Raw genomic sequence first — 14,680 nt, 5'->3', positions numbered from 1 at the left:
TAATAAAAAGAATTGCTGGTTGTTTAAATGTTTTATATATTCTGTTCAATTTTCAAAGACCATTTTATCTCGTCGCCTTCAAGCGACTTGATTATCTTATCACTCAGGAGTTATTATGTCAACATTTTTTTAAAACTTTTTTTAAAGCTTCAAACTGTTGCTATCGCTCCCTTGCGACGTTTTTTATCTTATCATCTAGCGATTTACTTGTCAACATTTTTTTCTAAGAAATAAACTGTCGAATTTTGTTCGCCACATCAATGACGTGTTTTATCTTATCATAATTTCTCCCTGCCCCTATTATGTATTTTGTCATATAATTTTATTATCTTCACTATTCTTTAAATTATGTATTTTTCCTCTATATTTTTTATATTGACACTCTTGGTTGTGTTTTTCTTATTTTTTGTAATATTTTGAATCTTTCTAAGCAAAAATCCCCCTCTTTTATGCATTTTTCATATGCTATACTTTAAATAAGGCGGTGATTATTATGACAAATATACTAAAAAATGATTGGAATGATCTATTAAAGGATGAGTTTTCTAAAGAATACTATAAGAAAATACATAACTTCCTTATAAAACAATATAATACTAATACAATTTATCCTGATAAATATGATATTTTTAATGCATTGCATTTTACTCCTTATAAAGATGTGAAAGTTATTATACTTGGTCAAGATCCATATCATGGACCAAACCAAGCACACGGTCTTAGCTTTTCAGTTAAACCCGGAAATAGAATTCCACCATCATTAGTAAATATATATAAAGAACTTCATAGTGATTTAGGTTGCTATATCCCAAATAACGGATATTTAAAAAAATGGGCTGATCAAGGAGTACTTTTATTAAACACAACACTTACTGTTGAGGCTGGAAAAGCAAATTCCCACCAAAGAATAGGTTGGTCAATATTTACTGATAAGATTATTTCTTTATTAAACGAAAGAAAAGATCCAATAGTATTTATACTTTGGGGAAACAACGCAATTAAAAAGAAGGATCTAATCACTAACCCTATACATTATATAATACAATCAGTTCATCCAAGTCCCCTATCAGCTTCAAGAGGCTTCTTTGGATCTAAACCATTTTCTAAAACTAATAGCTTTTTAGAAAGTGTTAATAAAAGCCCAATTGATTGGCAAATTGAAAATCTATAATTTTTAATGTTTCTTATAAAAAAAGATGATTAATGAGAATTACTTCTCATTAATCATCTAACACTTTAAACTTATTTATTCTTCCTATTAATCCTTCATTAAGTAACTTAGAATTTCTCAAATAGCTTAATGCAATCTTTACATGATCAAAATTATCATTTACTCCAGTTATAATTTTTGATTTTGGTATCAATGTTATTACATAAATCATCCCAGTAACAAGGAATGTTGCTCCTATTCCGCTTATAATAGCATTAATAACTGGATGATCAATCCCTGCACTTCTCAGTGGGAATATTATCCTATTCAGAGCGTAAATATGAAGCATGTATCCTGCATATGAATATTTGGATATAAATTCTATTACACTTGATAATATCCTCTTCTTTAGAATATATTCTCCAACTATATAAAACATAAGAATATTTGATGTTCTATAAGCAATATCAAATAATAAGTTATATTCTACAAAATCAAATTGTCTGGAGAATTTATAATAAAATGTTAGTATAAACATTCCATATACAATATATCTATATTTAAGAACAACTCTCTTGAATGTATCATAATTAAATGCTGCATACATCCCAAATATAACGTATATACTACAGAATAATATTGATATATTTACAAACCTCATCTGCAACTCTGTAGGTTGTCCAAATATAAAATTCGCAGCACCTTCCTTTATTCCACCTTGATGTATTGATACATACATATATCCTTTTAATAAAGCAAGAAATACAACTATTCTAATTACATAAAAATTATAAATTAAAATTTTCTTAAATAAAAAAGGCATGTATTATAATAAAGTACATACCTAATAAAATTCCATCTATATGTTTTGTTTTACAGTAATAATCATTTCTTTATATTGTTCATCTGTTATTAAATCATATCTTTTCATTATGATTAGGGTTTCTTCATCATAAAGAGGTTTATTCAAATCCTCATTATCATTACATACTAAAATAGACCTTCTTCCTACTAATAAAGCTATAAAGACTAGAATTGCAAATGTTAATACAAATTCCATTTTCATATTCTCCAGTAAAACATTATATTTATATAATATTATGCTTTAATGCTCATTATGATTCCAGTTTACTTAAAACTTTTAAGCCTTTTATAAAATGTATATGCTAAAGTAGATATTATTCCAACCACTCCTCCTAGTGAAAAGAATAAAACCACTTCTCCTATTAATGTTCCAATTAAAACTCCACTGCCTACTCCAAATGCTATTCCTTTTGCAACTAATTCATATTCGTATTCTGTTAAATTAGCTTTTTCAAACACCATCATCACTCCCAAACCCATAATCTTACTTTTATTATAAAATATACTTCTTAATAATTTCTTAAGCAAAGCTTAAATAACGCTTATATAAAAAGAAAGTTTTTTTAATTGTGATACTCTCTTATAGCTTACTTAATTTTAATTTGAACAGTTTATTATATTATATACTATTTAATAGGTTATTATTTACAATTTAATTACAAATTTGGTGTGTCCCGATTAATTTTTTATATAAATAAAGGATAGACTATCCTTTATATCTATCCTTATACTATCTTTAAATTATACTATTTTACTTCCATGTAATTCTTCTGCATTTGTCATATTATAAATATGCTCTCTATTATTAGAATTTATACCGCCACCAGGCATTATAATAATTCTATCACCAGCATATTCAACTAATTCTTTTAATTTATCTAAATTATTTGGAGCGTTGGTTGATCCACCTTTTGTAAGTATTCTATCTATTCCAAGATCAACTAATACATCTATAGCAGAATTTTTATCCTCAATTTCATCAAATGCCATATGAAAAGTTGTACTTAAATTTCCAGCCTCTTCTTTCAGTATTTTGTTTCTTTCTATATCTATAGTATTATCATCATTTAAAATACCAAAAACTACACCATTTACTCCAAGTTCTTTACATATTCTAATATCTTCTTTCATTATTTCAAACTCTTCATCTGAATAATTAAAACCTCCACCTCTAGGTCTTATTATTACGTTTATAGGTATATCTATATCGCAAACAGACTTTTTTATTGTTCCATAGCTAGGAGTTGTACCTCCTTCTTGAAGGTTATCACATAATTCTATTCTATCTCCTCCATTTTTAAAAGCAGCTATAGCCTCCTTATAATTTCCCACACATACCTCTAATTTCATCCCTCTTCACCTCTTATAAAAAGATAAAAAGCACTAACAAAAGTTAGTGCTTTCTGGTGGCTCGAGTAGGAATCGAACCTACGACACGCGGATCTTCAATCCGCTGCTCTACCAACTGAGCTATCGAGCCATACAAACCTAGCAACGTCCTACTCTCCCACACAGTCTCCCGTGCAGTACCATTGGCGCTATAGAGCTTAACTTTCCTGTTCGGAATGGAAAGGAGTGTTTCCTCTATGCCATCATCACTAGATACAAACATATTATAACTAATATTTAGTAAAGTGTCAAAGACTTTTTTTATTTTTTATAATGTTTTTATCTCTTTTTATTTAACTACTAAATTATTATAAGCGGTTATACAAAAATAAAAAATAAATATAATAAATTTCATATATGTAATAATTTATGCTGTACATAATACAAAGAGACTGTTCGATACAGCCTCCTATTCCTTATTAATGGATTTTATATTTCAAACTCAATATTGTTTTTATCTATAAATCCTACTTTTACTTCACAATTTAATTTTTCTTCTAGCAATTTTGCAAGCTCATCTCTTGCAGATATAACTTCATCATAGTTTTTATCAGTAAATCCATCTATAGGGAAAAATATATTCTTACTTTCTGATACTATCTTCCCATGTTCACTTTGTCTCCATATCCATCTTCTTGTTCTAACCCTATCTCCTGCAAAATATATTAATTCATTATCTTCTAAATATTCCTTCTCTTCTGAGCCAAATGGAATGAAACTATCTCCTTTTTTTGAGAATTTAACATAAATATCTCCACCAACAGTATCAATGTCATGTGCTCCTAGCGGAACTAGATATTTTAAAGAAATAGCATTTCCAAGATTAACTATAGGGTTAATATTAGGTAATCCTTTCTTTTTAGCTACTCTAGTAAGCATTGCCTCATTTGATGCCATAAACTTATTAGGATTAATATCTAAACTTTTAAAAGCATCTCTATAATAAATTATCTCTTCTAGTTCTTTAATTTTTTTACCTTCGAATTTTCTTTCATCTAGTTCTATAATATTTTTTAATAATTCATTGATCTCAATATTATCCTTAGAATTATCAATACCTTTTGCTACTACTACTCCAAAACATACATTCTCGAGTTTATTAAAAACATCTTTATCTACTATAAATTTCATATTAGCCCCCTAAATACTTATTAACATATAATTGTATTATTTCTAATGTTTTGTATTATAAACATTCCAGTAGATGGAATGTCAATACTTATCAACTAATATTTGAATTTCTGTTACTATTTCAGATTCTTTGTTTGTTAATCCAAAATCTATCAATGTTATTTCTACTGAATCTTCTAACATCTTATAGCCTTTATTTTCAATGTAATTTAGTAACTTTCCATAATATAAAGTTGATTCTTCATGAGTTCCATTAAACCTTACACATACATAAGTACCTTTAGGTAATACTTTTAAGAATTTTTTATTATAGTTCTCACCCTCTACCATAACAAAAATTGAATCATATCCCTCAAATATCCTTCTCCTTAGTTTTTCTAAAGAAATTGATACTCCAACTTTTCCATTGAAAATTGAAGCTTTTTCATTTGCTGTTATTTCTAACTTTCTAATAGATAGTTCTAAATCATCAAAGGTTTTTATCTTTTGTCTTAAAATAGCGACAATTCTACTATCAAATTCAATTTCTTGTATAATATCTAAATTATCATAACGTCTTGCATAGTTAATAGTCTCTATTCTTTTTTGTATTTTATCTTTTATAAACTCCATCTCTTTTATCTTTTCTTCAGTTATCTTTTTTTGAGTTTCAAATAAATCCATAATATTATCTATACTTCTATTATCTAAATGCTGTTTTATTTTATTTAGTGGTGTACCTAATGCCTTTAAATACTTTATTGTATTTAACTGCTCAAATTGCTCTGTAGAATAGTATCTATACCCATTCTCTTTATTTATAAATCTTGGCTTAAATAAGTCAATCTCATCATAATATCTTAACGTCTTACTATTAACATCAAATAACTTTGATATTTCACCAATTGTAAATAGATTTTTCATTTTGCATCTCCTATATTTTCAAGTATTTTTAAGCAATTTTTGGTATTATTTTACCATAATATAAACCTAAAAATTTCTATAACAAAAAATACTGCACATTCATTTATGAATAATACAGTATCAATATTAATTATATTTATTGTTATATATAATTTTAAATTATGAATCTTAATTTCCAAAACAAATTTGTAAAGATTTTTTTAATGCCTCATCAAAGAAATACCAATCATGAATTCCTTCCCATTCTTCATAAGTAAAGTTCAAATTAATTTTTTCTATTTCATTACAAAATCTTATATTGTAATCTCGTAAATAATCTTCTGTTCCGCAAGCTAAATATATCTTAGGTTTAATTTCTTGTACACTCACACTCTTAGCTAGCTCTAGTATTTCATCTTTAGGATTCCATTCTAGCTCTGGTCCAAAAGCTGATAAAAAGTCTGTAATTAACTGTTCCCCATACATAGACCTAAATTCTTCTGTTTTGCCACTTTCCCTCTGTATATCCAAATACTCCTTTAAAAATAAACAAGCTGATGAAAATGCACAACAATAACCATATTTTTCTGGTTCTGATAAAGCACATTTTAAAGCACCATATCCCCCCATAGATCCACCAATAATTACAGTATCTTCTCTTTTATTAGATATGTTAAAAACACGCTTACAAATTTCAGGCAATTCCTCTGTAACGTAACTAAAAAACTTCTGCCCATATTTCATATCAGTATAAAAACTTCTTGCCACTTCTGGCATGATAAAAATAGTATTATAGTTGTTTGCATAAACTGGTAACATAGTGTTATCAGCCCAGCTTCCGTTATCTCCACAAAGTCCATGAAGAAGATATGCTACTTTGTACTTGTCACTTTCTTTAAATTTATTAGGAACAATAACCGTTATCCCTGTATCCATTCCAAGAATTTTTGAAAACACATTTCCACGTAAAATCATATTTTCACCACCTAATTTACATATATTTCTTTTATATTTTATATATTTAAATATTCTTCTATGTCTTTAAATTATATATCTTCTAATTATTTTAATTCATACATAAGTATTGTCTCTAAAGTATTTCCATAACTTTTTAAAGTATCTACCTGTACAAAACCATACTTTTCATATAAATTATCTTCCCCTGTCGCAATATATATTTTCTCAAAGCCTTCGCTTTTAGCGTAATCAAACACCTTTTTAATCATCTTCTCACTGACCCTATTTCCCCTATACTTTTCATCAACAAATACAAATCCAATCCATGGCGCATAAGTACAATTAGGAATATAATCTGTTTTAGTTATTGTACAAAATCCTACTACCTTTTCATCTTCAACTACTGCAAAAGGGCATTCAAAATCTTTAAACATATTTTCTTTCATTCTTTTTGCAAAGCTTGCCCCAGCTCTCCATGAACATTTTTCAGCCATTTCAATTGTTCTATTCCAATATATATCTTCCTTATTAAGAATTCTTATCTCCATATACCCCCCTAAATTTTACCTAAATATTCTTTATTTAAGTATATCATTATGGTAATATTTAGTAAAAATATTTTTTATTTTCACTATTCTGTGCAATAATAAACTTATCAAATATAACTTGGAGGTGAATTCATGAATACTGAAATAGAAAGACTAACTCAAATTTTAAAAGAAAGTAATAATATAGTTTTCTTTGGAGGAGCCGGGGTATCAACTGAATCTGGGATTCCTGATTTTAGATCTAGTAATGGACTTTATAATGATTCAAATAAAGTACAATATTCTCCTGAAGAAATACTAAGTCACTCATTCTTCTTTTCTCATACAAAAGAGTTCTATGACTTTTATAAGAATAAAATGATTTATACAAATGCTAAACCAAATAAAGCTCATATAGCTTTAGCTAAATTAGAGGCTGAAGGTAAATTAAAAGCTATAATAACTCAAAATATCGATGGATTGCATCAAGAAGCTGGTAGTAAAAAAGTTTTTGAATTGCACGGATCAATTCATAGAAATTATTGCACTAGTTGTAATAAATTTTATCCACTAGATTTTATACTAAAGAGTAAAGATATCCCCATTTGTACTGAATGTGGTGGAATAATTAAACCAGATGTTGTCCTATATGAGGAACCTCTTGATGAAACAACAATAAATGCTTCAGTAAGGGCTATAATGAATGCTGATACATTAATAATTGGTGGAACATCCCTTGTTGTTTATCCAGCTGCTTCACTAATTAGATATTTTAGAGGAAAAAATCTAATACTTATAAATAAAAGTAGCACTCAATACGATAACTTAGCTTCTCTTTGTATAAATGATAGTATTGGAGAGGTGTTATCTAAAGTAATTGAATAATTTTTTATAAAACAAAATATATATAGTATATATAACAATTTAGGAGTTTTTTGAATGAAATATATTATATTTATATTGTTAATTTTAGTTATAGTTTTTTTAGTACTATATTATGAAAGAAAACTTTTCTCTTGTAGAAAACAACTATTAATCGCTAATAATCAAATTAGTAGTTTAAGACAACGAGTTCCAAAGACAAATCCACATAAAAAGAATAAAAAATTTGAAATTAAATTTTCTGCTCCTAATTCTAATATGGGAATAATAAACGAAAACTCTAATATATATATATCACCTCTAGAATCTTCAGAATTAGTGCAACATATAGATATTAAAATGGAGGTCAAAATTCTAGATAAAGCTGAATTAAACAGTGAACATTGGTATTATATATCACTTCCTATGGATAGTAATATAAATTCTAGAGGATGGATTCCTCAAAGAAGTTTCTCATATTTTTATGGTAACTCTACTAATATTACTAAAAACACATAATAAAAACCTTAGATAATGGCTTTTTCAAGCTATTATCTAAGGTTTTTTATATTTTAATAGTAAGTCCCATATATACAACATAAATAACTACTGTTACTATTAATGGCCAATCTATAATTCTTTCCGTTGTTTCAGTTAATTCTCCTGAAACACTTCTGTATCCATCAGGATTTATTATCTCAACTACCCCTCTTCTCTTACCTAATTTATCTAACTTCTTAATTACTAGAAATGCTAACACTGAAGCTACAATAAACATTGTAAGTCCACCTTGAAGCAATGCTAACTTCTCTCCTAGTGGAAGTGCTTTAAGGGATACCTGGCTTGTATTTTCTATTTGTGACGGACTTATAAAACTCATTAATTTTTGAAGTGTAACTGAAGTACCATTTATAATAAAATGCATTATCATAGATGCATAAATACTCCCAGTAACTCTTACTGCATAGGCTAATACAAACCCAAGGACAGTTGCATATAAAAACTGATTTGCATCTAAATGGAATATTCCAAAAAATAATCCTATAACAACGGCTGCTTTAAATCTACTTTTCCCGTTATATCCTGATAAGACCACTCCTCTTAAAGTAATTTCTTCCGTAATAGCTGGCATAAAAGCTATTATTCCCATAAGTATAATATATGGAGTGCTTGATATTGAAGTCATTAAATTTCCTATATTATTTTCAAAGAAAAATCCACTTATAAGCCCAAAGAAATTCATTATAGGCACACACAAGAATCCTAATACTATTACAAGAATTAAATCTTTGAAAGGTAATAACTTAAATCTAAAGGTTTGTACTATATTACATTTAGTTACAATGACATATATAATTGCTGGTATTATAAATATTATTATATGATTACATACTAAGGCTATTCTTACATCTCTAACTCCAATTAGTTTATAAATTGGTAGCAATACATAGGGCATAAATATTTCTAATAATATTATTATTAGAAAGTATATATTCGCTCTAAAAACTTTTTTCATATTTTTCTCCTTTTTTATTATACTGAGTATATTTTTTTAATTTTAGGAGATACTATTCAATGAGGCTAATGCTTCATTAATTAATCGCCTCTCCCCCATTTTATTTATATACAGGAACGATCCCTCTTTTGATTTAAAGAAGAAAGAGGGATTTTTTCTATCCCTCAATATATTTTCTATCTTTCAATGTCATTTACATTAATTTTTATAACAAGCTTCTTCTTATTATATCTAGAGCTGTCATACTTGCTCTATTTCTAACTGAATTTCTATCTCCAGTAAATATATGTTTATAAGATTTAACTTCCCCATCTACATATATACCAAAATACACAAGTCCTACAGGTTTTTCTTCTGTTCCTCCTGTTGGTCCTGCTATTCCAGTAGTTGATACTCCAATTCTAGCACCGGCTCTTTTTGCTATTCCTTCCGCCATTTCTTTTGCAGTCTCATGACTTACAGCACCGAACTTTTCTAATGTCTCTTTCTTTACATTAAGAGTTCTCATTTTAGCTTCATTAGAGTAAGTAACAGCACCTTCAAGGAAAACTTTTGATATACCTGGATACTCTATAAGCTTTGATGATAATAGACCACCAGTGCATGATTCACTAACTCCTATTGTCATATCTTTGTTAACTAACATTTCAGCTACAGTATCTTGAAGGGTAGTATCTCCAGTATTGTATACCGCATCTCCTAGTCTACTATAAACTTCATCTTTTAATGGCTTGATTAATTGTTTAGCTTCTTCTTCGCTTTTAGCTTTTGCAGTTATTCTAAATATAACTTCACCTTCTTTAGCATAAGGTGCTATTGTAGGATTTTTGCCATTATCAATTAAGTCCTGTAATTTTTTCTCTGCTGAGCTTTCTCCTATACCAAATACTCTTAGAACCTCTGATACTATAGTATCTCCAGTACGCTTTTCTAAGTATTTTCTTACATGATTTTTAAACATTGGCTCCATTTCTTTTGGAGGTCCAGGTAAGACTATTATAGTCTTATCATTTTTTTCAAATATAGCACCTGGGGCTGTTCCATTTTCATTATCTAATATAATAGCTTCCTTAGGAAAATATGCCTGTTTTTCATTACTTTTTACAAATTCTCTTCCCATTTTCTTAAAGTAATCTTTTATTTTTTGTAGGCTCTCCTCATGAAGACACATATCCATTCCAAAGAATTCAGCTGCAAGTTCCTTTGTCATATCATCTTTAGTTGGTCCAAGGCCACCAGTTGTAATTATGATATCACTTCTATCTAAAGATCTTTTAAAACAATCTAGTATTCTTTCCTTATTATCTCCAACTGCTTCATGATAATAAACATCTACTCCTAAATTAGCTAGTTCCTTTGCAAGATATTGAGAGTTTGAATTTAAGATATCTCCTAAAATAACCTCTGTACCTACTGCTATTATTTCACACTTCATAATATCCCTTCTCACTTAATTAATTTTATTTAACTCATTTCTATATTTTCCATATACATATATTTTATTATATACTATTTTTCCCAAAAACAATAAGGATGATAGTTAACCTTTTGTAAAGATACACTATCATCCTAATCATCATAAGTTGAATGCAATTTTTTATGTTGCTATCCCTGAGCACAAAGGAGAACTCAGGGATAGTTTATATAAAAAATCCTTCCTCTCATTACACAGAGTTTATTGCATGGGTAACTTATAAAATGCTTAATTAGAGTGTTAAGCATTTTATAATTATGTATGAGAGAAGAGAATTTATTCATCTTCCCTTAATAACAACTTATCTCTTCATACAATAACATATGCATTCATAGCTTCTTTTATTCACGAATTATTTTACCAGCCTTGCTTTTCCTCTTTAGCTGTAAAATGGCTTCCATCATTTTTAAATTCTATATTAAAGTTTTCACCATCTACAATAACTTTTGTAAGAGATGCTTGTTCCATAACTTCATTATTTGCTTCTTGATCATTAAAAAATGCCATTATAGCCTTTAATGTTATTCCATGTGCAACTATTAGTATATTTTTATCTTCATTTTCTTTTATAATTTCTCTCATAGCAGAGTTCACTCTTTCACGAACTTCTCCCAATGTTTCTCCATTTGGTGCACGCATATCTAAGTTTCCTCTCATTATAGCGCTTATATCCCAATCTGGATTCTCCTTCATTACTTCTTCTGTTATCTTGCCTTCATAATCACCAAAGTTCATTTCTTTTAGTCCTTCATGAACTTTAACTTCTATGTCTTTATCACCTTTTACTATGTGTGCAGTTTTATATGCTCTTTCTATAGGGCTTGTATATATTGTATCTATATCAATTTCTTTAATTCTTTTAGATAATTCTTTTGCTCTATTAAGTCCAAATTCAGTTAATGGTGAATTACCATGACCTTGAAGTCTCTTTTCTAAATTCCATTCTGTTTGACCATGTCTTGTTAAATATATTGTTGTCATCTTTACATCTCCTAATTCTCTAGTTTTTTCTAAATCTTCTTATGTGCATAATAAGATAAATTATCTCTTGTTTTGATAAATTATAACTAAATTGCTTATTTATATATTGTTCAATTTTATCAATACATTTTCTTTCCTCTGGATATCTATTTGAAATTATTTCGTAAAGTTCTACATCTTCCTCTTCAACTTGCTCTCTCTTAAAAATTCTTTGTGCAAAGAATTTTAGATGTGTTAAAAGTCTTGTGTAGTCTAATGACTCTTCATCAAATTTTATATCAAAATATTTCTTTATAATATTAAGAAGTTTATTTGTAAGAACTGTAATATTCATAGTATTATACATATCTTCATTTAATGCTGAATTTAATATATGTAAGGCTATAAATCCTGCTTCATCTTCGCTTAGCCTTACTCCAGTATATTTCTCTACTATTTTAACTCCCTCTGACCCAACTTTAAACTCTTTTTTATAAAGACTTTTTATTTCCCATAGCATAGGATTTTCTATGCTTATATTTTCTTTCGCTCTTATGACAGCAAATGATAAATGGTCAGTTAGTAGTATATATATTAATTCACCAAGTTCAATCCCTAATTCTCTTTCTGCTATAGCAACAATTTCCTTTGTCATACTTAAATACTCAGGAGGTGTTTCAAGCATTAATTGTTTGAATTTCTCACTACTCTTTTCATTTTCCATTTTAAAAATTTTTTCTATTTTTTCTTCATCAATTGATTCACCAGATTTTTTTTGAAATCCAATCCCTCTTCCCATTACAACAGCTTCTTCTCCATTTAATATAACCGTCACAACATTATTATTAAGAATCTTATTAATAATCATATATTTTAAACCCCTCTTCATAAGTTTTACTCAATATTCCAATTTTAGTTATATATTTAAAGAACATATTAATTATACAACTACTTATAATCTTCATTCCATACATATAATATTATCATTTTATTCAAAAAATTAAAATATTTTTAACTTTTATATTGACATCTTTTTTTTATCATGATAACATTTACTTGAGCTTAACAGCTACGATTTGTTACTATTAGATTAGGCAAATCAGAGAACTTTTTATCATTTAGTAAAAATCGAGGGATTGCTACTATTTCATTAGGCAAGACTTAAATATATGTAAATCTAAGATGACATAGTCCGTATTACATACGTTCTTATATCATCATAAAGGTTTATAAATATTTAAGTCTTTTTTATTTCTAAAAAAGTCTTAAAAAGCAATTTTAAATTATATTTTTACATATTATTTAAGGAGGACTTATATATGTTACAGACACTTCAAAGAATCGGTAAAGCGATCATGCTTCCAATAGCCGCTCTACCAATTGCAGGTATTTTACTAGGTATCGGTGGTGCATTACTAGGTATTTCAGGACTTAATAACCCACCAGCTGTTTATGAACCATTAATTGCATTTGTTAATATTCCAGTAGTTACAGCTATTTTAACTATAATGAAAAATATAGGGGATATCATCTTTGGTAACCTTCCAATATTATTCGCTGTTGGGGTCGCAGTTGGACTTGCTAATAAAGACAAGGGAACAGCAGCACTTGCTTCAGTATTTGGATTCATCGTTATGAACCAAGTTGTTTCAACACTTCTTGCATTAGGATATACTCAACTAGGTGTTGTTACTCCTGATAACGTTGGAGAATTCGGAACATACGTTACTACTAATGTTGGTATATTTACTCTTAACATGTCAGTGTTTGGAGGTATTATAACAGGTATTGTTACTTCTATATTACATAACAAATTCTATAACATAGAATTACCACAAGTTATTGGATTCTTCTCAGGATCAAGATTTGTTCCTATAATCACAGCTTTAGTTATGGCTTTAGTTGGTGCAGTACTTGCATTTGCATGGCCAGTAGTACAAAACGGTATTTCAGTTATTGCAGAGCTAGTTAAAAATGCTGGTGCAATAGGTACTTTCTTCTACGGAGTAATTGAAAGAGCATTAATTCCATTTGGATTACACCATGTATTCTATACTCCATTCTGGTTCGGATCATTCGTTGAAGCTAACGTTATTATAGATGGAACTCAACAAGTTATCGCAGGTGCTAACACTGCATACTTCGCTCAATTATCAAGCATGACTGATTTAGTTGGTGCTTCAGCAGATACTATGAGTAATATAGTTGCGGGAACTACAAGATTCATGGCTGGTAAATTCCCATTCATGATGTTTGGACTTCCAGCTGCTGCATTTGCAATGTATAAATGTGCACACCCAACTAAGAGAAAAGTTGTAGGATCACTTTTACTAGCTGCTGCTGTAACTTCATTCTTAACTGGTATAACTGAGCCTTTAGAATTTACATTCTTATTTGTTGCTCCAGTATTATACGGAGTTCACTGTTTACTTGCAGGTCTATCATTCATGTTAATGGATGTACTTAACGTATTTGTAGGTATGACTTTCTCTGGTGGATTTATAGATTTCTCACTATTTGGTTTACTTCCAGCTGGTGCAGGAGTTCCAACTAAGTGGTTCATGATTGTATTAGTTGGTCTAGTATATGCAGTTGTTTACTACTTCTTATTCACATTCATGATTAAGAAATTCAACTTAAAGACTCCAGGTAGAGATGCTGATGAAAAAGACACTAAACTATTCACTAAGAAAGATTTCCAAGCAACTTCATCAGGTGATGAAATTGTAGAAAAAGCTCCTCACGTTTTAGAAGCTTTAGGCGGAGAATCAAATATAGTAAGTGTTGACGCTTGTATCACAAGACTTAGAGTTGAAGTTAAAGATAAAGCAAAAGTTGATAAGCAAGCCCTTAAAGATTTAGGTGCTGCTGGAGTTGTTGAAGTAGGAAATGGAATACAAGCTATTTTCGGTGCTAAAGCAAACTCTTATAAAAACGAAATAAACACTATTTTAGGTAATAACTAATTA

The 14,680-nt window shown here is 28.7% G+C and carries 16 protein-coding genes, 1 tRNA gene and 1 rRNA gene; 4 read left to right on the top strand and 14 right to left on the bottom strand.

Features of this window, described 5'->3' with window-relative positions:
- Positions 1-493 precede the first annotated feature (493 nt).
- On the top strand, positions 494-1,171 hold the full coding sequence (locus ACQPUW_RS16750) for a uracil-DNA glycosylase (protein WP_430838602.1): 678 nt from the start codon (positions 494-496) through the stop codon (positions 1,169-1,171).
- A gap of 49 nt (positions 1,172-1,220) precedes the next feature.
- Here the strand turns inward: ACQPUW_RS16750 and ACQPUW_RS16745 are convergent, their stop codons facing one another.
- From ACQPUW_RS16745 to ACQPUW_RS16700, 10 genes are all read right to left on the bottom strand, one after another.
- Positions 1,221-1,889 carry a hypothetical protein gene (locus ACQPUW_RS16745; RefSeq protein WP_430838601.1) on the bottom strand — a complete coding sequence of 223 codons (669 nt, stop codon included), beginning with the start codon at positions 1,887-1,889 and terminating at the stop codon, positions 1,221-1,223.
- A gap of 120 nt (positions 1,890-2,009) precedes the next feature.
- Positions 2,010-2,210, bottom strand: a complete 201-nt coding sequence (locus ACQPUW_RS16740; RefSeq protein WP_430838600.1) for a hypothetical protein — start codon at positions 2,208-2,210, stop codon at positions 2,010-2,012.
- A gap of 68 nt (positions 2,211-2,278) precedes the next feature.
- Positions 2,279-2,542: a hypothetical protein gene (locus ACQPUW_RS16735; RefSeq protein WP_430838599.1), complete on the bottom strand. Its 264-nt coding sequence runs from the start codon at positions 2,540-2,542 to the stop codon at positions 2,279-2,281.
- A 213-nt stretch (positions 2,543-2,755) separates the two neighbouring features.
- Positions 2,756-3,364 (bottom strand): copper homeostasis protein CutC, encoded by a 609-nt coding sequence (locus tag ACQPUW_RS16730; RefSeq protein WP_430838598.1) that lies wholly within the window; start codon positions 3,362-3,364, stop codon positions 2,756-2,758.
- Between the two features lie 54 nt (positions 3,365-3,418).
- Positions 3,419-3,494: transfer RNA gene (locus ACQPUW_RS16725), tRNA-Phe, on the bottom strand.
- A gap of 6 nt (positions 3,495-3,500) precedes the next feature.
- Positions 3,501-3,617, bottom strand: a 5S ribosomal RNA gene (rrf, locus tag ACQPUW_RS16720).
- A 215-nt stretch (positions 3,618-3,832) separates the two neighbouring features.
- Complete coding sequence (locus ACQPUW_RS16715) at positions 3,833-4,534, bottom strand: B3/B4 domain-containing protein (RefSeq protein ID WP_430838597.1); 702 nt, start codon at positions 4,532-4,534, stop codon at positions 3,833-3,835.
- An 81-nt stretch (positions 4,535-4,615) separates the two neighbouring features.
- On the bottom strand, positions 4,616-5,437 hold the full coding sequence (locus ACQPUW_RS16710; RefSeq protein WP_430838596.1) for a MerR family transcriptional regulator: 822 nt from the start codon (positions 5,435-5,437) through the stop codon (positions 4,616-4,618).
- 168 nt (positions 5,438-5,605) lie between these two features.
- On the bottom strand, positions 5,606-6,391 hold the full coding sequence (locus ACQPUW_RS16705; RefSeq protein ID WP_430838595.1) for an alpha/beta hydrolase: 786 nt from the start codon (positions 6,389-6,391) through the stop codon (positions 5,606-5,608).
- Between the two features lie 86 nt (positions 6,392-6,477).
- Positions 6,478-6,921 (bottom strand): GNAT family N-acetyltransferase, encoded by a 444-nt coding sequence (locus ACQPUW_RS16700; protein ID WP_430838594.1) that lies wholly within the window; start codon positions 6,919-6,921, stop codon positions 6,478-6,480.
- A gap of 132 nt (positions 6,922-7,053) precedes the next feature.
- Here ACQPUW_RS16700 and ACQPUW_RS16695 point away from each other — a divergent pair, with 132 nt between their 5' ends.
- Together ACQPUW_RS16695 and ACQPUW_RS16690 are read left to right on the top strand one after the other, a co-directional pair.
- A complete protein-coding gene (locus tag ACQPUW_RS16695) occupies positions 7,054-7,785 on the top strand; it encodes an NAD-dependent protein deacylase (protein ID WP_430838593.1) in 732 nt (243 codons plus the stop codon).
- A gap of 54 nt (positions 7,786-7,839) precedes the next feature.
- Positions 7,840-8,280 carry a hypothetical protein gene (locus tag ACQPUW_RS16690; RefSeq protein WP_430838592.1) on the top strand — a complete coding sequence of 147 codons (441 nt, stop codon included), beginning with the start codon at positions 7,840-7,842 and terminating at the stop codon, positions 8,278-8,280.
- Between the two features lie 46 nt (positions 8,281-8,326).
- On the opposite strand, the gene ACQPUW_RS16685 is transcribed toward ACQPUW_RS16690, so the two are convergent.
- The 4 genes from ACQPUW_RS16685 to licT form a co-directional block, all read right to left on the bottom strand.
- Positions 8,327-9,277, bottom strand: a complete 951-nt coding sequence (locus ACQPUW_RS16685; RefSeq protein ID WP_430838591.1) for a lysostaphin resistance A-like protein — start codon at positions 9,275-9,277, stop codon at positions 8,327-8,329.
- A gap of 205 nt (positions 9,278-9,482) precedes the next feature.
- Entirely contained in the window at positions 9,483-10,712 is a 1,230-nt protein-coding gene (locus ACQPUW_RS16680) for a competence/damage-inducible protein A (protein ID WP_430838590.1), read from the bottom strand.
- Positions 10,713-11,108: 396 nt separating this feature from the next.
- Positions 11,109-11,732 (bottom strand): histidine phosphatase family protein, encoded by a 624-nt coding sequence (locus ACQPUW_RS16675; RefSeq protein WP_430838589.1) that lies wholly within the window; start codon positions 11,730-11,732, stop codon positions 11,109-11,111.
- Between the two features lie 19 nt (positions 11,733-11,751).
- Positions 11,752-12,579, bottom strand: coding sequence for a BglG family transcription antiterminator LicT (gene licT / locus ACQPUW_RS16670; protein WP_430838588.1), 828 nt, complete (start codon positions 12,577-12,579; stop codon positions 11,752-11,754).
- A gap of 451 nt (positions 12,580-13,030) precedes the next feature.
- Between licT and ACQPUW_RS16665 the strand changes: the two genes are divergently transcribed.
- Complete coding sequence (locus tag ACQPUW_RS16665; RefSeq protein WP_430838587.1) at positions 13,031-14,677, top strand: PTS transporter subunit EIIC; 1,647 nt, start codon at positions 13,031-13,033, stop codon at positions 14,675-14,677.
- Positions 14,678-14,680: the final 3 nt, after the last annotated feature.

This window comes from Clostridium sardiniense (assembly GCF_050584765.1).
GTDB lineage: Bacteria > Bacillota > Clostridia > Clostridiales > Clostridiaceae > Clostridium > Clostridium sardiniense_A.
This window is presented reverse-complemented; position numbering and strand designations above follow the sequence as displayed.

Bases quoted from the DNA above. Each gene is read 5' to 3' on its own strand.
- ACQPUW_RS16715 (WP_430838597.1), bottom strand. From the start codon at position 4,534: ATGAAATTTATAGTAGATAAAGATGTTTTTAATAAACTCGAGAATGTA.
- ACQPUW_RS16700 (WP_430838594.1), bottom strand. From the start codon at position 6,921: ATGGAGATAAGAATTCTTAATAAGGAAGATATATATTGGAATAGAACA.
- ACQPUW_RS16685 (WP_430838591.1), bottom strand. From the start codon at position 9,277: ATGAAAAAAGTTTTTAGAGCGAATATATACTTTCTAATAATAATATTA.
- licT (WP_430838588.1), bottom strand. From the start codon at position 12,579: ATGATTATTAATAAGATTCTTAATAATAATGTTGTGACGGTTATATTA.
- ACQPUW_RS16730 (WP_430838598.1), bottom strand. From the start codon at position 3,364: ATGAAATTAGAGGTATGTGTGGGAAATTATAAGGAGGCTATAGCTGCT.
- ACQPUW_RS16745 (WP_430838601.1), bottom strand. From the start codon at position 1,889: ATGTATGTATCAATACATCAAGGTGGAATAAAGGAAGGTGCTGCGAAT.
- ACQPUW_RS16675 (WP_430838589.1), bottom strand. From the start codon at position 11,732: ATGACAACAATATATTTAACAAGACATGGTCAAACAGAATGGAATTTA.
- ACQPUW_RS16680 (WP_430838590.1), bottom strand. From the start codon at position 10,712: ATGAAGTGTGAAATAATAGCAGTAGGTACAGAGGTTATTTTAGGAGAT.
- ACQPUW_RS16750 (WP_430838602.1), top strand. From the start codon at position 494: ATGACAAATATACTAAAAAATGATTGGAATGATCTATTAAAGGATGAG.
- ACQPUW_RS16740 (WP_430838600.1), bottom strand. From the start codon at position 2,210: ATGGAATTTGTATTAACATTTGCAATTCTAGTCTTTATAGCTTTATTA.
- ACQPUW_RS16710 (WP_430838596.1), bottom strand. From the start codon at position 5,437: ATGAAAAATCTATTTACAATTGGTGAAATATCAAAGTTATTTGATGTT.
- ACQPUW_RS16665 (WP_430838587.1), top strand. From the start codon at position 13,031: ATGTTACAGACACTTCAAAGAATCGGTAAAGCGATCATGCTTCCAATA.
- ACQPUW_RS16695 (WP_430838593.1), top strand. From the start codon at position 7,054: ATGAATACTGAAATAGAAAGACTAACTCAAATTTTAAAAGAAAGTAAT.
- ACQPUW_RS16705 (WP_430838595.1), bottom strand. From the start codon at position 6,391: ATGATTTTACGTGGAAATGTGTTTTCAAAAATTCTTGGAATGGATACA.
- ACQPUW_RS16690 (WP_430838592.1), top strand. From the start codon at position 7,840: ATGAAATATATTATATTTATATTGTTAATTTTAGTTATAGTTTTTTTA.